The 18,340-nt window shown below is 67.3% G+C and carries 13 protein-coding genes; 4 read left to right on the forward strand and 9 right to left on the reverse strand.

Going from position 1 to position 18,340, the window contains the following annotated elements; all coding sequences use genetic code 11:
• Window positions 1-20: 20 nt before the first annotated feature.
• Complete coding sequence (locus GV027_RS11880; protein WP_056672933.1) at window positions 21-644, reverse strand: NADPH-dependent FMN reductase; 624 nt, start codon at window positions 642-644, stop codon at window positions 21-23.
• Window positions 645-765: 121 nt separating this feature from the next.
• Between GV027_RS11880 and GV027_RS11885 the strand changes: the two genes are divergently transcribed.
• The 3 genes from GV027_RS11885 (at window position 766) to GV027_RS11895 (ending at window position 5,002) form a co-directional block, all read left to right on the forward strand.
• On the forward strand, window positions 766-2,955 hold the full coding sequence (locus GV027_RS11885) for a transglycosylase domain-containing protein (protein ID WP_159512003.1): 2,190 nt from the start codon (window positions 766-768) through the stop codon (window positions 2,953-2,955).
• 116 nt (window positions 2,956-3,071) lie between these two features.
• Window positions 3,072-4,073 (forward strand): threonine aldolase family protein, encoded by a 1,002-nt coding sequence (locus GV027_RS11890; RefSeq protein WP_159512004.1) that lies wholly within the window; start codon window positions 3,072-3,074, stop codon window positions 4,071-4,073.
• The gene (locus tag GV027_RS11895) at window positions 4,070-5,002 is read left to right on the forward strand and encodes a DMT family transporter (protein WP_159512005.1); all 933 of its coding nucleotides are present in this window, start codon (window positions 4,070-4,072) and stop codon (window positions 5,000-5,002) included. The genes GV027_RS11890 and GV027_RS11895 overlap by 4 nt, the downstream gene beginning before the upstream one ends.
• Here the strand turns inward: GV027_RS11895 and GV027_RS11900 are convergent.
• Together GV027_RS11900 and GV027_RS11905 are read right to left on the reverse strand one after the other, a co-directional pair.
• A complete protein-coding gene (locus GV027_RS11900) occupies window positions 4,915-5,751 on the reverse strand; it encodes an NAD(P)-dependent oxidoreductase (RefSeq protein ID WP_159512006.1) in 837 nt (278 codons plus the stop codon). The two genes, GV027_RS11895 and GV027_RS11900, sit on opposite strands and share 88 nt — an antisense overlap.
• Window positions 5,748-7,502: a M28 family metallopeptidase gene (locus tag GV027_RS11905; protein WP_159512007.1), complete on the reverse strand. Its 1,755-nt coding sequence runs from the start codon at window positions 7,500-7,502 to the stop codon at window positions 5,748-5,750. Before GV027_RS11905 ends, GV027_RS11900 begins: the two co-directional genes overlap by 4 nt.
• 119 nt (window positions 7,503-7,621) lie before the next feature.
• Between GV027_RS11905 and pepN the strand changes: the two genes are divergently transcribed.
• Window positions 7,622-10,234 carry an aminopeptidase N gene (gene pepN / locus GV027_RS11910; protein ID WP_159512008.1) on the forward strand — a complete coding sequence of 871 codons (2,613 nt, stop codon included), beginning with the start codon at window positions 7,622-7,624 and terminating at the stop codon, window positions 10,232-10,234.
• 34 nt (window positions 10,235-10,268) lie between these two features.
• Here the strand turns inward: pepN and GV027_RS11915 are convergent, their stop codons facing one another.
• From GV027_RS11915 to GV027_RS11940, 6 genes are all read right to left on the reverse strand, one after another.
• Window positions 10,269-10,613 (reverse strand): tRNA-binding protein, encoded by a 345-nt coding sequence (locus GV027_RS11915; protein WP_159512009.1) that lies wholly within the window; start codon window positions 10,611-10,613, stop codon window positions 10,269-10,271.
• A 2-nt stretch (window positions 10,614-10,615) separates the two neighbouring features.
• Window positions 10,616-11,290 (reverse strand): glutathione S-transferase family protein, encoded by a 675-nt coding sequence (locus tag GV027_RS11920; RefSeq protein WP_031396481.1) that lies wholly within the window; start codon window positions 11,288-11,290, stop codon window positions 10,616-10,618.
• A 328-nt stretch (window positions 11,291-11,618) separates the two neighbouring features.
• Window positions 11,619-16,127: a glutamate synthase large subunit gene (gltB, locus tag GV027_RS11925; protein WP_159512010.1), complete on the reverse strand. Its 4,509-nt coding sequence runs from the start codon at window positions 16,125-16,127 to the stop codon at window positions 11,619-11,621.
• The gene (locus GV027_RS11930; RefSeq protein ID WP_031396483.1) at window positions 16,124-16,597 is read right to left on the reverse strand and encodes a HepT-like ribonuclease domain-containing protein; all 474 of its coding nucleotides are present in this window, start codon (window positions 16,595-16,597) and stop codon (window positions 16,124-16,126) included. Before GV027_RS11930 ends, gltB begins: the two co-directional genes overlap by 4 nt.
• Window positions 16,594-16,890: a nucleotidyltransferase domain-containing protein gene (locus tag GV027_RS11935; protein ID WP_031396484.1), complete on the reverse strand. Its 297-nt coding sequence runs from the start codon at window positions 16,888-16,890 to the stop codon at window positions 16,594-16,596. The genes GV027_RS11930 and GV027_RS11935 overlap by 4 nt, the downstream gene beginning before the upstream one ends.
• Window positions 16,887-18,329: an NAD(P)-dependent oxidoreductase gene (locus GV027_RS11940; protein ID WP_159512011.1), complete on the reverse strand. Its 1,443-nt coding sequence runs from the start codon at window positions 18,327-18,329 to the stop codon at window positions 16,887-16,889. Before GV027_RS11940 ends, GV027_RS11935 begins: the two co-directional genes overlap by 4 nt.
• Between the last annotated feature and the right edge of the window lie 11 nt (window positions 18,330-18,340).

The following is an 18,340-nucleotide window of genomic DNA, read 5'->3' on the forward strand; positions in this document are numbered from 1 at the left end:
CGCGGCGGTGCGACGCGCGGTCAGTTTGCCGGTTCGGACAGCGGCGCGAACCGCGCGACCTGCCGGCCGACCAGGCGAAGCTGCTCGAGGACCGCGGGATCGCTCGCCCCGCCCTCGGCATCGAATTTCGTCACCTGCGTGTTGATCGCCGCCGCGAATGGCGTCGGCCAGCCGCGCAAGGCATGGACGATCGAGCGCAGCGCCGCGATCGTGCTGCCCGTCGCCTGCCAGCCATAGGCGGTCGCGATCAGTCCGACCGGCATGTCCGCCAAATAGGGCCGGTCGGGATCACGCGCGGTTTCCTCGAGCAGGTCGAGCGCGTTCTTCACCACGCCTGAGATGCTGCCATGATAGCCCGGGCTGGCGATGATCACTGCCGATGCCGCGCGCACCGCCGCGACAAAGGCACGCTCGTCCTCGGTCCGCTCGGTCGCCTTCGGATCGTAAAGCGGCAGCCGGGCCATGTCCGCGCCACCGAACATCTGCGTCCGGTATCCGTGTCGTTCGACCGAATCGAGCGCGATCCGCAATGCGCGCTCGGTCGACGACACGCCGCCGATCGTCCCGCCAATGCCGACGACAAGCGGCAGGGAGGGCGATAGAGAGTCGGTAGCTGCCACGGTGTCACCCTGTTCGAACGTCATCGATACGCTCTTCCCCGTTTCGTCCGGTGATGACAACAGGCCAATGCTGTCGCTCAGCGCATGTACACGTTAAGCGTGCGCATAGGCTTGTCCGAACTGTCATAGAACGATAACACACCAGATGCCCGACCGCTGGAACGATCCGATGCGCCCCGATCCCTTCGACCCCGCCCGATCCGGTTCCGGCATGTCCGGCGAACGCGAGCCCTATGCCTATGAACGCGAGCGGTTGATCACCGAGCGCGAACGCCTGCGCGAGAAATATGAGCACGAGCGACTGGGCGAGGATCCGGTCGGCGATTACGATCCCCGCCAGGACGATGGCTACCCCCAGCCCGCGACACCGCGGCGCAGGCGGGGCGGGATCGGCCGGTGGATCGTGCGCGGCACCGGTATCGGCATCATCCTGCTGGTGATCGCGATAATCTGGCTGGCGATCACGGCGCCTTTGTCGAAATCGCTGCAGCCGCCGACCCCGCCCTCGATCACGCTGACCGCCGATGACGGTACGCCGATCGCCCGGCGTGGCGCGATCATCGGCAAGCCGGTCGACGCGGCGACGCTGCCACCGCACGTGCGCGAGGCGTTCCTCGCGATCGAGGACCGCCGCTTCTATTCGCACTGGGGTATCGACCCGCGCGGCATTGCGCGCGCGGCTTGGGCGAATCTCGGGTCGGGCGGGGTGCGCCAGGGCGGCAGCACGATCACGCAACAGCTCGCGAAGAACGCGTTCCTCGATTCGGACCGCACCGCGACGCGCAAGATCCGGGAGGCGATGATCGCCGTCTGGCTCGAGGCATGGCTGTCGAAGGACGAGATCCTCTCGCGCTATCTGTCGAACGTGTATTTCGGCGACAATACCTATGGGATCAGCGCCGCCGCCAAGCATTATTTCGGCCGGACACCCGCCGCGCTGAACGTCGGCCAGGCAGCGATGCTCGCCGGGCTGGTCAAGGCGCCGTCGCGGCTTGCCCCGACCTCCAACCTCGAGGGTGCGCGAAAGCGCGAGGCCGTCGTCGTCGGCGCGATGGTCGCCGCAGGCTTCCTTACCGAAGCGGAGGGCGATGCGGTCCGCCCGCAACGCGTGCTGTCGAACCGCCCGACGCAACTCCCCAACGGCACCTATTTCGCCGACTGGATCCTGCCCGAGGCGCGCGACCAGGCGGGCGAGGTGAAGACCGAAACGACCGTCCGGACCACGCTCGATCCGCGGCTGCAACGTGCCGCCGAACGCACTGTCGCGCGCGCCGGACTGCGCGAGGCGCAGGTCGCGCTGGTGGCGATGCGCCCCGATGGCCGCGTCGTCGCGATGGTCGGTGGCAAGGATTACCGCAAGAGCCCGTTCAACCGCGCGACGCAGGCGCGTCGCCAGCCCGGATCGACGTTCAAGCTGTTCGTCTATCTCGCCGCGATGCGTGCGGGAATGACGCCCGATTCGACGATCGAGGACCGCCCGGTGACGATCGGCGACTGGACGCCCAAGAACAGCGACGGGCGCTATCAGGGGACGATCACGCTGCGCCAGGCATTTGCCCGCTCTTCCAACGTTGCCGCCGCCCGGCTGACGCAGGAAGTCGGCGTCCGGGCGGTGATCAAGGCCGCGCGCGACCTGGGAATTTCCACGCCCATTCCGAACGAGGCGACGATCGCTCTCGGCACCTCGACCGTGTCGCTGCTCGAACTGACCGCCGCCTATGCCGCGATCGCGCGCGAGACCTATCCGGTGCAGCCGCGCGGGCTCGCCGATGTTCGGGAAAAGGGCTGGTACCAGTCGCTGACCGGGGGTTCGACCGCCCTGCCGCCGAAGATCCATGACGAGATGCTCGACCTGCTCGCCGCCTCGATCCGCAACGGAACCGGGCGGAGCGCCAACCTGACGGTCGATGCGTTCGGCAAGACCGGGACGACATCGGACAACAAGGATGCGCTGTTCGTCGGCTTCGCACGCGACCTGGTGGTCGGCGTATGGGTCGGCAACGATGACAACAGCTCGAATCCCGGCCTGTCTGGCGGCGGCATCCCTGCGCGGATCTGGCGCGACTTCATGCAGTCCGCGCTGGGCATCGCCCCCGTCGCCGCCCCCGCGCCGCCGGTCGAGGAAATCGACCCCGATGCACTGCCCCCCGAAGACGGGGACAACAGCGTCCTGCCGCTCGGCGGCGAGATCGAGGGGCTCGGCTTCAACCTGAAGATGGGCGAGGACGGGACGATCTCGGTCGGCCCCGCACGCCGCGATCGACCGGAGGATGGGCCACCACGCGACGATCGCCGGCCGCCCGAGGAGGAACCGGGGTTTGACGAGGGGCAGTAGTTCGATCCCCCGCCGTCATCCTGACGAAAGTCAGGCCCCGGGATGACGACGTAGAAGGGGGCGACCATGACGAAGCGCCCGTTGACGCCATCACCGCATCGCAGCATGTCCTGACGATGCGCTTTTTCTCCGACAACGCCGCCAGGATCCACCCACAGGTCATGGCCGCGATCGCCGCCGCCGACACGCTCGACACCGCCTATGCGGGCGATCAATGGAGCCAGCAGCTCGACGGCCGCCTGTCGGCGCTGTTCGAAACCGAGGTGGCGGTGCTGTGGGTGCCCACCGGCACCGCCGCCAACTGCCTCGCGCTCGCCGCGCTGTGTCCGCCGCATGGCGGCATCGTCTGCCACCGCGACGCGCATATCCAGAATGACGAGGGCGGCGCGCCCGAATTCTACACGCACGGTGCCAAGCTGTTCCTCGCCGATGGGGACGGCGCGAAGCTGACGCCCGCGACGATCCGCACCGTCCTCGACGCGATCCCCGACGACGTCCACCGCGTCCAGCCGCACGCGATCTCGATCACCAACGCCACCGAATATGGCCGGGTTTACCGTCCCCACGAGGTTGCCGAGATCGGCGCGCTCACAAGGGAGCGCGGGCTCGGCTTCCACATGGACGGCGCGCGTTTTGCGAACGCGATGGTCCATGCGGGATGCTCGCCCGCCGACATGACGTGGCGCGCGGGCGTCGACGCGCTGAGTTTCGGGTTCGTCAAGAACGGCGCGATGAGCGCGGAGGCGCTGGTGTTCTTCAAACCCCAGCTCGCCGCCGTCACCCAGTATCGCCGCAAGCGCGCGGGCCTCCTGCTGTCAAAGGGGCGGTATCTGGCCGCACAGATCCTCGCGATGCTCGAGGACGACCTGTGGCTCGCCAATGGCGAGGCCGCGAACCAGGCTGCCACGCGACTGGCCGCGGCCGCGGGCGACCGCCTCGTCCATCCAGTCGAGGCCAACGAGGTCTTTCTCCGCGCGACCCCCGACGAGGCCGCCGCGCTCCGCGCGCAGGGGTTCGATTTCTACGACTGGGCGGCAGGCGAGATCCGGCTGGTGACCGCGTGGGACACGCCGGTCGGTCCGGTCGATCAGCTCGCGGACGCGATCCGGTCGTTATGACCGGGCCGTCCGGTTCGCCGCACCCCCCGATCCAGTCGACGCGTGCGGCGGTGCTCGTCCCGTTCGGGATCGTCACGCTGATCTGGGGGTCGACCTGGCTCGTCATCCGCGACCAGATCGCGGTGGTGCCGCCGAGCTGGTCGATCAGCTACCGCTTCCTCATCGCCGGCATCGCGATGGCGATCTATGCGCGGGTGAAGCGTGAAAGCCTCGTGCTCGACACCCGCGGCTACGCCTTTGCCGCGGTCATCGGCACCGCGCTGTTCGCGTTCAACTTCAACTTCGTCTACCGTGCCGAGCATTATGTGACGTCGGGGCTGGTCGCGGTGGTCTTCGCGTTGCTGCTCGTCCCCAACGCGGTGTTCGGCCGCATCTTCCTGGGGCAGAAACTCGGGCGACAATTGATGCTCGGGTGTGCCGTGGCGATGGCGGGCGTCGCATTGCTGTTCGTCAACGAGGCGCGGGTCGATCCGCATGGTCCGCAGTCCGCGACCATCGGCATCGCCCTGACGCTGGGCGGCGTCCTGGCCGCGTCGATCGCCAATGTCATGCAGGGCAGCGCGTTTGCCAAACGCTATCCGATGGCCCCGATGCTGGCGATCGCGATGCTGATCGGCGCGACGCTCGACGCGACCTTCGCCTGGATCACCACCGGACCGCCGGTGTTCGAGCTGCGGCTGGGCTATATCGCCGGGATCCTCTATCTCGGCATCTTCGCCTCCGCGCTCGCCTTCCCGCTCTATTTCAACGTCATCCGCGCGATCGGGCCTGCCAAGGCGGCCTATTCGGGGGTGATCGTGCCGGTCATCGCGATGATCTTATCGACGATCTTCGAGCATTATCACTGGTCGACGCTAGCGGTGGCCGGTGCGGTGCTCGCCGGTGCCGGGCTCGTCATCGCGCTCAGCGCCCGCAGACCCGCCCGGTAATCCGGCCAGGTCGGCGTCCAGCGCAGGACGCGCTTCGCCTTGCCGTTCGCCACCCGCCGGTTCTCGGCATAGAAACCGCGCGCCATCGCCGACAGCTGCTCGATCGTCACGAACGGCGGCGCGGGCAGACCGAGCAGTGCTGCGGCGAAGGCGACGACGTCGTTCTGCGACGCGGGGACGTCGTCCGCCAGATTATAGGCGCCCGGCGGCGCATCGAACGCGGCGATTACGCCCGCGCCGATATCGTCGACATGCGCGCGACTGAACACCTGTCCCGGCTGGTCGATCCGGTGCGCCTTGCCCTCGCGTACGCGGTCGAGCGGCGACCGGCCGGGGCCGTAAATGCCGGGCAGGCGAAACGTCCGCGCGCCGATCGCGAGCCAGTCGGCATCGGCCGCTGCCCGCGCGCTCCGGCGTCCGCCGCCGATCGGCGCGGTCTCGTCGACCCAGGCACCACCGGCATCGCCGTACACGCCGGTCGACGACAGATAGCCGAGCCACGCCCGCGTCCGCAGCAGCGCCGATCCGTAGCGCGCCAGCACGGGGTCGGCGTCATGCTCTGGCGGGACCGAGGACAGGATATGCGTCGCAGCGGCGATCTCCGTCATGACCGCAGCGGCGTCGTCGAACCGGATCGTGTCGCCGCGACCGTCGCGCGACGTGCCGACGACATGCCACCCGTCCCCGGCCAGCTGGCGTGCGATCCGCGACGCGGTATAGCCGAGGCCGAAAACGAGCAGCCGGCTCATTTCGCGGCCGCCGCCCGGCCCATCGGCCCCTTGTAGAGCGTGCCGAAATAGTCGCCCGAATTCCAGACCGGCCGCTCCGCGCCATCGGCGATCTCGCGCGCGATCCGGTAGTTCGCATCGACGAACCGCACGCCCTGATCCCACAGGATCGGCTGCGACAGATCGTCAGACGGCTTGTGATAGTTGTTCGCCATGAAATAGGCGACCGCGGCCTTGCCCGGCCCCTTCTGCCCCGGCCACAGGAACACTGCCGGGATCCCCTTCTGGACGAAGCGGAAATGATCCGAGCGGACGAAGATTCCCTCTTCGGGCATCGGATCGGGCGACAGGCCGACACCGATCGCCGCGACCGCCTTTTGGACAATCGGGCCGAGCGTCGATCGCTCCGCGCCGAACACCACCATGTCCTCGAACTTGTAGGTCAGGATCGGCATGTCGAGGTTCACGTCCGCGACGATATTGGCGAGCGGCACGGTCGGGTGATTGGTGAAATAATCGCTGCCGACCAGCCCCTTTTCCTCGCCCGTGACCGCGAGGAAGATCAGCGTGCGCTTCGAGCCCTTGCCGCTGGTCGTGAAGCGCTTGGCCTCCTCGATCAGGCTGGCGATGCCGATCGCATTGTCGAGCGCGCCGTTGTTGAGCGCATCGCCGTCCTTCGCGCCGTTCGCGGGCCGGGTGATGCCGATATGATCGAGATGCGCGGACAGCACGACGACCTCCTTGCCGAGCACCGGATCGGTGCCGGGGATGACGCCGACGACGTTGCTGCTTGCCGCCGGCGCGAAGCTCGTCTTGGTCGCGACTGTCAGCATGCCCGCAAGCGGCGCCGACTTGAACTTCGCATTGTCCGACCGCGCCTGCTTAGCAATCGCCTTCCACGACGCGCCGAACAGCTTGGTCGCGCCTGCGACGCTCAGCGTGCCGAGCGACGGCGCGCCGGGCGCGTCGACCTTGCCGGTGCCGTCTGGGTTGGCCCAGGTCATCCGGGCGGCGTCGTAGAATTGCGCCGAGCGCGCGAACGGGCGGGCCTTGGCGGTGCGAGGGCTTTCGAGCGTGATCACGCCGACCGCCCCCTTGCTTTCGGCGGTCCGGGCCTTGGTGCCGCCGGATCCGAAAAAGGCACGCTCCTCGCCGCCGAAGCGCGCCGGCGCACCGCCGAAATAGGCGACGATCTTGCCGCGCACGTCGACGCCGGCATAGTCGTTCTGGCCGTATTGCGGGGCGTCGATGCCATAGCCGACGAACACGATCGGCGCCGACAACGCGGTATCCGCCTTTGCACCGTTTGCAGCGGGGACATAATCTGCCGCGAACACCAGCGGCTGCGCGGCGCCCGACTGCGGCGTCCAGATGAAGCTGCCCTTGTCCGCGGCCTTGTAGCTGACCAGCGGCACGCGCTGCAGATAGCCGGCATCGTCACCGCCCGGCCGCAGACCGGCGGCATAGAATTGCGCCGCGACATATTGCGCGGCGATGTCGAACTCGGGGCTGCCCGCCTCGCGCCCCTTCATCGCATCGGAGGCGAGGAACAGGACGTGCGCCTTCATCGCCGCCTGATCCGCCGGCAGTGGCGCTGCGAGCCGTGCATTGAGGATCGCCGGATCGGGCTTTGCCGCCGGGGTGGCCGCCGGGGTGGCCGCCGATGCGGCTGCCGGTGTCGGCGCGGCGGCTTTCGGTTGCGGGGCCGACGTCTGCGCCAGCGTCGCCGTGGAGAGGGCGAGCACCGAGAGCGCGCCGATGAACCGATACATGCCGAAATCCTTGCAAGACGAACGTGTTGCAGCCGGGTAGCACGCCGGCCGGGACACGCAAGCACAGCCCGGCAAGCTTTGGCTGGCGGAGCCCGCGACGGCCCCTATATTCGACGTCTATGCTCGACATCCAACACAGCCTCGCCCAGCCCGACATCGCTGCCCCGGTCGCCATTCGCCGGGTCGATTATACGGCGCCGGCCTGGCTGGTGCCGACGACACGGCTGGAGTTCACGCTCGATCCGTCCGCGACACGCGTCATCGCGACGCTGTCCGTCACCCGCAACGGTGACCACCGCGATCCGCTGAAGCTCGATGGGGCAGGCCAGCGACCGCTGTCGATCATGGTCGACGGCGTCGCGGTCAACGACTGGCATTTCGAGGGCGAGCAGCTGGTGATCCCCCTGTCGGGCGACGCGCATGTCGTCGAGACCGAGGTCGAGATCGCCCCCGACCGCAACACCCAGCTGATGGGGCTCTATGCCTCGGGCGGCAATCTGTGCACGCAGTGCGAGGCGGAGGGGTTTCGCCGCATCACCTATTTCCCCGACCGTCCCGACGTGCTCAGCCGCTATTCGGTGCGGATGACGGCGGACAAGGCGCGCTTCCCCGTGCTGCTGGCGAACGGCGACCCCGTCGCACAGGGCGATCTCGCCGATGGCCGCCACTGGGCGGAATGGAACGACCCCTTCCCCAAGCCCTCCTATCTCTTCGCGATCATCGCCGGGGATCTCGCGGTCAATTCGGGCCGTTTCACGACGATGTCGGGGCGCGAGGTGTCGCTCGGCATCTGGGTGCGCAAGGCGGACCTCGCCAAGACCGATCATGCGCTCGAGGCGCTGGCGCTCTCCATGGCCTGGGACGAGGCGACCTATGGCCGCGAATATGATCTCGACGTGTTCAACATCGTCGCGGTCGATGACTTCAATTTCGGCGCGATGGAGAACAAGGGCCTCAACATCTTCAACTCGCGCTACATCCTGGCCGACCCCGATACCGCGACCGATTACGACTATGACGCGATCGCCGCGGTCGTCGCGCATGAATATTTCCACAACTGGTCGGGCAACCGGATCACCTGCCGCGACTGGTTCCAGCTGTCGCTGAAGGAGGGCTTCACGGTCTATCGCGACCAGGGTTTCTCCGCCGACCAGGGCAGCCGTGCGGTCAAGCGGATCGAGGACGTCCGCGGCCTGCGTGCGTCGCAGTTTCCCGAGGATTCAGGGCCGCTCGCGCATCCCGTCCGCCCCGAATCCTATCAGGAGATCTCCAACTTCTACACCGCGACGATCTACAACAAGGGCGCCGAGCTGATCCGCATGATGGCGGCGATCCTCGGGCCGAAGAACTTCCGGGCGGGGACCGATCTGTATTTCGACCGCTTCGACGGCACCGCCGCGACCTGCGAGGATTTCGTCGCCAGCATGGAAGAGGCGAGCGGGATCGATCTGACGCAGTTCCGCCTCTGGTATTCGCAGGCAGGCACTCCGCGTCTCTCGGCAAGCCTGTCGCATGATCCCGCGGCGCGGCGCGCGACGCTGACGCTGGCGCAGCATGTGCCCGCCACGCCGGGCCAGCCGGACAAGGCGCCGATGGTCCTGCCGCTCGCGATCAAGCTGTTCGGCGCCGACACGGGCACCGCCTTGATCGACGAACGGCTCGTCCTGCTCGACGGGCCGGGCGAGACGATCCGGTTCGAGGGGATCGACGAACGCCCGGTCCTGTCGATCAACCGCGGCTTTTCCGCGCCGGTCGTGGTCGAAAGCGATCGCAGCGCGGCGGACCTCGCCTTTCTCAGCGCGCATGACGACGATCCCTTCGCACGGTACGAGGCGATGCAGCAGCTGATGCTCGAGACGCTCGTGGCCAGCGCGAGCACGGGTCGGGCGGAGCATGACGGCGTCATCGCCGCGGTCGCCCGGACGCTGGAGGATCCCGAGCTCGACCCCGCCTTCATCGCCGAAGCGGTGATGCTGCCGTCCGAGAGCTTTATCGGCGACCAGATGCGGATCGTCGATCCCGACGCCATCTTCCGCGCACGCGACGGCCTGCGTCGCGATCTCGGCACGCAGCTCGAACGCCAGTGGCGCCAGGCGCATGCGCGCGCCGGTTCGGCACCCTTTGCCTATACGCCGGAGGGCAAGGGCCTGCGCCGGCTGCGCTCGGTCGCGCTCGGCTATATCATGGCGAGCGACGCCCCCGACGCTGCCGAACTGGCACTCGCGCAGTTCGAGGGGGCGGACAACATGACCGACCGCCAAGGCGCGCTGACCGCGCTCGTCAGCTCGACGGCGGCACAGCGCGACACGGCGCTCGACCGCTTCTACGCGCGCTACAGCAGCAATCCGCTGGTGCTCGACAAGTGGTTCCAGACCCAGGTCCAGTCGTCACGCGACGATACCGGCGCGGTCGTCGCGGCGCTCGCCCGCCATCCCGACTTCACGCTGACCAATCCGAACCGGGCGCGCGCGCTCATCGGCGCGTTCGCGGCAAACCAGCGCGCCTTCCATGCGATCGACGGCAGCGGCTATCGCTTCCTAGCGGATCATCTGATCGCGCTCGACCGGCTCAATCCGCAGACGGCAGCAAAGCTCCTGCCGCCGCTTGGTCGCTGGCGCCGGTTCGACGCCAAACGCGCCGCGCTGATGCGCGCGGAACTCGAGCGGATCCTGCACACGCCCGGCTTGTCGCGCGACATGGTCGAGCAGAGTTCGAAAAGCCTCGAGGGCTAGGCGCCGGGCCGTATCCGGCCCGGACGGCGGCGCGTCAGAAGAGGCGGCCGCCGTTCGGGACGGCCTCGGACGGTGCGATCAGAACGACCTTGCCGTCGGCATCGGGAAAGCCCAATGTCAGCACCTCGGACATCATCGGCCCGATCTGCCGCGGCGGAAAATTGACCACCGCAGCAACCTGGCGGCCGACGAGCGTCTCCGGCGAATAATGGTCAGTGATCTGGGCCGAGGATCGCTTGATCCCGATCGTGTCACCGAAATCGATCGTCAGCTTGAACGCAGGCTTGCGGGCTTCGGGAAACGGCTCGACCGCGATGATCGTTCCGACCCGGATATCGACCCTGGCAAAGTCGTCGAACGCGATCACGGGCTCAGCCATCGTCAGAAGTCCACATTGTCGTAATGTGCGGGCGGTGCGATCAATTCCATGCGTTCGCTCAGCAAAGGACGGAAGCTCGGCCGGCTCTTGAACCCGCGATACCAGCGTGCCGTCTGGTCGTGCCCCTTCCAGTCGATGCCGCCGAGATAATCCGTGACCGAGATCTGCGCCGCGGCGGCCAGATCGACCAGGCTCATTGTCGCGCCGCCCAGCCAGTTGCGGTGATCGAGCAGGTAGTCGGTGTAATCCAGATGTCCCACCGCTGCCTTCATCGCCTCGCGCAGGCCCTTGGCATCGGGTGCGGCGCGGTGCGCGAGGCGCTTGACCATCCGCTCGTGGAGCAGCGGGCCGGTCACGTCGCGGTAGAAATGCGTGTCGAACCACGTCACCAGCCGGCGGATCTCCGCGCGGTTGGTCGCGGTGCCGTTGATCATCGCCGACTTCTCGACGGTTTCCTCGAAAAATTCGCAGATCGCCATCGAATCGATCAGCGGTGCCACGCCGCGCGACGCATCGACCATCACCGGCGTCTGACCCGCGGGGTTCATGTCCATGAACTCGTCACGCCGCTCCCAGGGCGATTCGCGGACGAGCTCGTAGCCGATGCCCTTCTCGCCTAGCAGCAAGCGCACCTTTCGCGAGAAGGGACATAAGGGGAATTGATAAAGCTGCCACATAGCGTCCGTTTAGGCGGCATCGGGCGGGTGTGTCACTAGCGCGGGTTTGCCGGTGCGTAAGAAGATTGGGTTCGCGCGGAGGCGCGGAGGCGCGGAGGTGTCGCGCTCGCTATGAGCGAAGCTCCTTCATCAGCAGTCGCGATCAAGAAGCATCAGAGGGGATTCAAGCTCCGCGGCTCCGCGTCTCCGCGTGAACCCCCTTCTTTCCCCCTCCCCAGCGAAGGCCGGGGCCCAATTGGCGGCCATAGGTAACGAAGCGCGGCGCTCCGTTGCTGCGACCTTTCCAACTGGGCCCCGGCCTTCGCCGGGGTGGAATACGCGGCAGACGCTATTCCGCCGCGACCAGCTCCGCGCTGTCGTCCAGCGGATGCGGCAGGCGCGTCAGCATTTCCTTCGGGACGATCTGCCAGAAATGCGGTACCACCCGGTCCCAGTCCTCGAGCAGGCCCTTCGACCATTTGCTGTCGGTCGTATCCGCATGGTCGCGCACCAGGTCGAGCAGGACATCCGCCCAGTGGAGCGACTTCACCCGGTCCCAGGTGATGTTCTCAGGGTTGGCGCGCTTTGCGAACAGGCCATCGGGATCATAGACGAACGCCATCCCGCCGGTCATCCCCGCGCCGAAGTTCGCCCCCACCGCGCCGAGCACGACCGCAATTCCGTTGGTCATATACTCGCAGCCGTTCGCGCCGCAGCCCTCGACGACCACGGTCGCGCCCGAGTTGCGGACTGCGAACCGCTCGCCCGCCTGGCCCGCCGCGAACAGCCGGCCGCTGGTCGCGCCATAGAGCACGGTGTTGCCGATGATCGTGTTGTCCTGGCTGGCGAGCGGCGAGCTCACTGCGGGCCGGACGATGATCGTCCCCCCCGACAGTCCCTTGCCGACATAGTCGTTCGAATCGCCGAACACCTCGAGCGTGATGCCCTTGCAGAGGAACGCGCCGAGCGACTGGCCCGCCGAGCCCCGCAACCGGATCGTGACGTGATCGTCCGCGAGCGTCGACATGCCGAACTTGCGCGTGATCTCGCTCGACAGCCGCGTGCCCACCGCGCGGTGCGTGTTGCGCACCGAATAGGTCAGCTGCATCTTCTCGCCGCGCGAGAACACCGCCGCAGCATCCTTGATGATCTGCGCGTCGAGGCTGTCGGGCACTTCGTTGCGGAAGGTCGAGAGCGAGAAACGCCGCTCGGCATCCGAGGCGTCGACCTTGGCGAGGATCGGGTTGAGATCGAGATCGTCGAGATGCTCGGCACCACGGCTGACCTGCCGCAACAGCTCGGTACGGCCGATCACGTCGTCGAGGCTCTTCACGCCCAGCCGCGCGAGGATGTCGCGGACTTCCTCGGCGATGAACGTCATCAGGTTGATGACCTTCTCGGGCGTGCCGACGAACTTCTGCCTGAGCGCGTCATTCTGCGTGCAGATACCGACCGGGCAGGTGTTCGAATGACACTGGCGGACCATGATGCAGCCCATCGCCACCAGCGACAGCGTGCCAATCCCGAACTCCTCCGCGCCGAGGATCGCGGCGATCACGATGTCGCGTCCGGTCTTGAGCCCGCCATCGGTGCGCAGCCGCACGCGTCCGCGCAGGCCGTTGAGCGTCAGCACCTGGTTGACCTCGGACAGCCCCATTTCCCACGGCGTGCCCGCATATTTGATCGACGTCTGCGGCGACGCGCCGGTGCCGCCGACATGCCCCGCGATCAGGATCACGTCGGCATGCGCCTTCGCGACGCCCGCCGCCACGGTGCCGATTCCCGCCGAGCTGACGAGCTTCACACAGACGCGCGCGCGCGGATTGATCTGCTTCAGGTCATAGATGAGCTGCGCCAGATCCTCGATCGAGTAGATGTCGTGATGCGGCGGCGGCGAGATCAACGTCACGCCGGGCGTCGCATGACGCAGCTTGGCGATGAACTCGGTCACCTTGAAGCCGGGCAGCTGGCCGCCCTCGCCGGGCTTGGCGCCTTGCGCCACCTTGACCTCGATCTCCTCGCACGCGTTCAGATATTCCGCGGTCACGCCGAACCGGCCGCTCGCGATCTGCTTGATCGTCGAGTTCGCGTTATCGCCGTTCGCGTAGGGTACGAAGCGCGACTTGTCCTCGCCGCCCTCACCCGACACCGCTTTCGCGCCGATCCGGTTCATCGCGATCGCCAGCGTTTCGTGCGCCTCGGGGGAGAGCGCACCGAGCGACATGCCCGGCGTCACGAACCGCTTGCGGATCTCGGTGATCGCCTCGACCTGGTCGACGGGCACGCCCTCGGCCGGGAAGTTGAACTGGAGAAGGTCGCGCAGATACACCGGCGGCAGGTCGGACACCCCGCGCGAGAATTGGAGGTAGCTCGTATAGCTGTCGGTCGCGACCGCGGTCTGGAGCAGGTGCATCAGCTGCGCCGAATAGGCATGCGTCTCGCCGGTGTGGCGCTGGCGATAGAAGCCGCCGATCGGCAGCGTCGCGACCGCCGGATCGAACGCCGCCTCGTGGCGATCGGTCGCGTTGACGTGAAGCGAGGCATAGCCCTCGCCGCTGATCTTCGCGGGCATGCCGGGGAACAGGTCGTTGACCAGGCTGCGCGACAGGCCGACCGCCTCGAAATTATAGCCGCCGCGGTAGGACGAGATGACCGCGATGCCCATCTTCGACATGATCTTGAGCAGCCCCTCCTCGACCGCGACGCGGTGGCGGCGGAGGCATTCGGCCAGATCGAGATCACCGAACAGCCCGCGGCTCTGGCGATCGACGATCGCGGCCTCGGCCAGATACGCGTTCACGGTGGTCGCGCCGACGCCGATCAGCACCGCGTAATAATGCGTGTCGAGGCATTCCGCGGTGCGCACGTTGATCGACGCATAGGAGCGCAGGCCGCGACGGACGAGATGCGTGTGCACCGCCGCCACCGCGAGCACGCCGGCGATGCCGACGCGGTCCTCGCCGATCGCCTCGTCGGTCAGGAACAGTTCGCTCTTGCCCTGGCGGACCGCCTGCTCGGCCTCGTTGCGGATCCGCTGGATCGCCGCGCGCAGCTTCTCCGGGCCGCCGCCGGCATCGAAGGTGCAGTCGATCTCGGCGACCGCGCCGCCGAAATGCGCCTTCAGCCGCGCCCAATGCTCACCCGTCAGCACCGGTGAATCGAGCACCAGCACGCGCTCGCGCTGGTCGCGCACGTCGAGGATGTTGGCGAGATTGCCGAACCGCGTCTTGAGCGACATCACGTGCCGCTCGCGCAGAGGATCGATTGGCGGGTTGGTCACCTGGCTGAAATTCTGGCGGAAGAACTGGCTGATCAGCCGCGGCTTGTCCGAAATGACCGCGAGCGGCGTGTCGTCGCCCATTGATCCGATCGCTTCCTTGGCCGATTCGACCATCGGCGACAGGATCAGCTCCATGTCCTCGATCGTCTGCCCGGCCGCGACCTGGCGTCGTGCCAGCTCGGCGCGATCGTAGCGGACTACGGCATCCTCGACCGACGGCAGGTCTGCCAGCGTGTGGAACTCGCCGATCATCGCGGCATAGTCCGCCTCGCCGGAGATGCGATCCTTGACCGCGCGGTCCTGCAGCAGCCGCCCTTCGTCGAGGTCGACCGCGATCATCTCGCCCGGCCCGAGCCGCCCCTTGGCGATGATCGTCGATTCGGGGACGACGACCATCCCGCTTTCCGATCCGACGATCAGCAGCCCGTCGACGGTCAGCGTATAGCGCAGCGGCCTGAGCGCGTTGCGGTCCATGCCCGCGACGGCCCAGCGGCCATCGGTCATCGCCAGCGCGGCCGGGCCGTCCCATGGCTCCATCACCGACGCCAGATACTGGTACATCGCGCGGTGCTCGGGCGGCATGTCGGGGCTCGCAGCCTCGGGCACCAGCATCAGCTTTGCGGTCGGCGCGTCGCGACCCGAGCGGCAGATCGCCTCGAACACCGCATCGAGCGCGGCGGTATCGGACGCCCCCGCCGGGATCACCGGCTTGATGTCCTCCGAATTGTCGCCGAAGGCGAGGCTCGCCATCCGGATCTCGTGGGACAGCATCCAGTTCTTGTTGCCGCGGATCGTGTTGATCTCGCCGTTATGCGCAAGGCACCGGAACGGCTGCGCCAGCCACCATTGCGGGAAGGTGTTGGTCGAATAGCGCTGATGGAAGATCGCGACGCGGCTCTCGAACCGCTGGTCGCACAAATCGGGATAGAAGACCGACAGCGATTCGGCGAGGAAGAGCCCCTTGTAGATGATCGAGCGGCACGACAGCGAACAGATGTAGAAGCCCTGGATCTGCGCCGCGATCACGCGCTTCTCGATACGCCTGCGGACCAGGTACAGCGTCTTTTCGAATTCGGCGGCGTCCTGCTCGTCGGGCAGCGGCCCGGCGATCATGATCTGCTCGATCTCGGGGCGCGTCGCCTGCGCCTTCTGGCCGATCACCGACACGTCGACGGGCACCTGGCGCCAGCCATAGATGGTATAGCCCGCCTCGATGATCGCGCTCTCGACGATCGTCCGGCAATCCTCCTGCGCCCCCAGATCGGTACGCGGCAGGAAGATCATGCCGACCGCGAGCCGGTTCGGCCGCACCTTGTGCCCCGAAGCGGCGACCGCGTCGTCGAAGAACTTGAGCGGAAGGTCGATGTGAAGACCTGCGCCATCGCCAGTCTTGCCGTCCGCATCGACCGCGCCGCGGTGCCACACCGCCTTCAGCGCATCGACCGCGGACTGCACGACGCGCCGCGACGCGCGGCCATCGGTCGCGGCGACGAGCCCGACGCCGCAGGCATCACCCTCGAACTCGGGACGGTACATGCCGTGCTCGGCGAGACGGGCGCGTTCGGTTTCGTTGGTCATGCCAACCATTCCTTCTTGTCGACGTAGGTGAGCGCGCGCTGGGCAGCGGCGCGGAGAGTCTCGGTGGCCCGGGCCGCCTCGACCAGCTTGGCGAACCGCGCCTCGCGGGTCAGCGGATAGTCGTGGACCAGACGATTGCGCAGCTTGACGACCGCCATCCAGTCGTCGGCGCTGTCGATGATGCGCAGCGATTCCATCCGGTTGGCAACATCACGGGCATAGAGGTCCTTCGTATTGACCGCGCGTGCCTGAAGGATGGTGCGAAACAGCCGCATCAACTGGTCTTCCAGCTGCTCGACCGTTTTTAGCAAGGCGCGCGATCCGACGCGGCCGTGTTCCGTCATGGCGTTGAACGCGGTGAGATCGGCCGGGACGGTACCGAGCAGCCGCATATCCTCGTCCAGGGCGGTGATGAGCGACTGCACGCGATCGCAGATGACGGCCAGAATATCGTTTTCGGGCGCCGTCACAGCACGATCCCGTCGCGGTAGGCGATCCGTTCGAAGCCGTGCGGCGTACCGCCACGGATCGTCAGCACGACATCGACCTTCTGCGGATCGATCCTCTGGAAGAGCCTGTCCTCGAATAGCCCGCGCGCACGGCCCTCGTCGGCGACCGCGTCGACCTCGATGTGAAGGTCGATATCACCACCGCGCTCGGTGTCGTCGATCCGGCTGCCGAACAGACGCACGACCGCGGATTCACCGAACGTCTCCGCGGCCGCGTTCTTGATCGCCGCGACCTCGTCGGGCTTCAACCTCACGCCGCGACCTTCGCGCTGGCCGCCTTCGCCTTCAGATATTTGTGCATCGTCGCCGCCACGTCACGCCCGTCGCGGATCGCCCACACGACCAGGCTCGCGCCGCGGACGATGTCGCCCGCTGCGAACACGCCGTCGAGGCTGGTCATCAGCGTCTTGCCATCGACCAGCACGGTACCCCAGCGGCTTACCCCCAGTTCGGGCGTCGCGAACAAGGTCGGCAGGTCCTCGGCATCGAAGCCCAGCGCCTTGATGACCAGGTCGGCATCGACCGAATAGTCACCGGCAGGATCGGGTTCGGGCGTCCGGCGACCGCTCGCATCGGCCGCGCCCAGACGCATCTTGCGCACCCTGACGCTCGACACGCTCTCGCCGCCGTCGAAGCTCTGCGGGCCCGACAACCAGACGAACTCGACGCCCTCCTCCTCGGCATTGGCGACTTCGCGCTGCGACCCGGGCATGTTCGCGCGGTCGCGGCGATAGAGGCATTTCACCGACTTGGCGCCCTGGCGGATCGCGGTGCGGACACAGTCCATCGCCGTATCGCCGCCGCCGATCACGACGACGTCCTTGCCCTCGGCATTGAGGCTGCCGTCGTCGAACGCGGGGACCGCATCACCGAAACCCTTGCGGTTCGACGCGACGAGGAAGTCGAGCGCCGCCACCACGCCGTTCGAGCCGCCACCGGGCAGGTCCATCGCGCGCGCCTTGTACACGCCGGTCGCGATCAGGATCGCGTCGTGGCGCTGGCGCAGCTCGTCGAGGCTCGCATCGTCGCCAACCGCAAAGCCTTCATGAAACACGATCCCCGCGGTCTTGAGTCGCTCGACCCGACGCATGACGATCGGCTTTTCGAGCTTGAACCCGGGAATGCCATAGGTGAGCAGACCGCCCGCGCGGTCGTAACGATCATAGACGTGCACGTCATAGCCGTGGCCGCGCAGATATTCGGCGGCGCTCAGCCCGGCAGGCCCTGCCCCGATCACGCCGACCGACTGTCCGCGCGACTTGCCGGGGATCAGCGGCTCGACCCAGCCATTCTCCCAGGCGGTGTCGGTGATGAACTTCTCGACCGAGCCGATCGTGACCGCGCCGTGGCCCGTGAACTCGATGACGCAATTGCCCTCGCACAGCCGGTCCTGCGGACAGATGCGACCGCAGATCTCGGGCATGGTCGAGGTCGCGTTGCTCAGCTCATACGCCTCGCGGAGCCGGCCCTCGGCGGTCAGGCGCAGCCAGTCGGGGATATGGTTGTGGAGCGGACAATGGACCGAGCAATAGGGCACGCCGCATTGCGAACAGCGCCCCGCCTGCTCCTCGGCGGGTTCGACCGCATAGCGCGCAGCGATCTCGCGGAAATCGTCCGCGCGTTCCGCCGCATTACGCTTGTCGGGATAGGATTGCTCCCGCCCGACGAATTTGAGCATCGAATCGTTCGCCATGTATGCCTCCG

The organism is Sphingomonas sp. T1, from assembly GCF_902506585.1.
GTDB classification, from domain to species: Bacteria; Pseudomonadota; Alphaproteobacteria; order Sphingomonadales; family Sphingomonadaceae; genus Sphingomonas; species Sphingomonas aerolata.

Bases quoted from the DNA above. Each gene is read 5' to 3' on its own strand.
- pepN (WP_159512008.1), top strand. From the start codon at position 7,622: ATGCTCGACATCCAACACAGCCTCGCCCAGCCCGACATCGCTGCCCCG.
- GV027_RS11895 (WP_159512005.1), top strand. From the start codon at position 4,070: ATGACCGGGCCGTCCGGTTCGCCGCACCCCCCGATCCAGTCGACGCGT.
- GV027_RS11905 (WP_159512007.1), bottom strand. From the start codon at position 7,502: ATGTATCGGTTCATCGGCGCGCTCTCGGTGCTCGCCCTCTCCACGGCG.
- GV027_RS11880 (WP_056672933.1), bottom strand. From the start codon at position 644: ATGACGTTCGAACAGGGTGACACCGTGGCAGCTACCGACTCTCTATCG.
- GV027_RS11920 (WP_031396481.1), bottom strand. From the start codon at position 11,290: ATGTGGCAGCTTTATCAATTCCCCTTATGTCCCTTCTCGCGAAAGGTG.
- GV027_RS11915 (WP_159512009.1), bottom strand. From the start codon at position 10,613: ATGGCTGAGCCCGTGATCGCGTTCGACGACTTTGCCAGGGTCGATATC.
- GV027_RS11900 (WP_159512006.1), bottom strand. From the start codon at position 5,751: ATGAGCCGGCTGCTCGTTTTCGGCCTCGGCTATACCGCGTCGCGGATC.
- GV027_RS11885 (WP_159512003.1), top strand. From the start codon at position 766: ATGCCCGACCGCTGGAACGATCCGATGCGCCCCGATCCCTTCGACCCC.
- GV027_RS11890 (WP_159512004.1), top strand. From the start codon at position 3,072: ATGCGCTTTTTCTCCGACAACGCCGCCAGGATCCACCCACAGGTCATG.
- gltB (WP_159512010.1), bottom strand. From the start codon at position 16,127: ATGACCAACGAAACCGAACGCGCCCGTCTCGCCGAGCACGGCATGTAC.
- GV027_RS11940 (WP_159512011.1), bottom strand. From the start codon at position 18,329: ATGGCGAACGATTCGATGCTCAAATTCGTCGGGCGGGAGCAATCCTAT.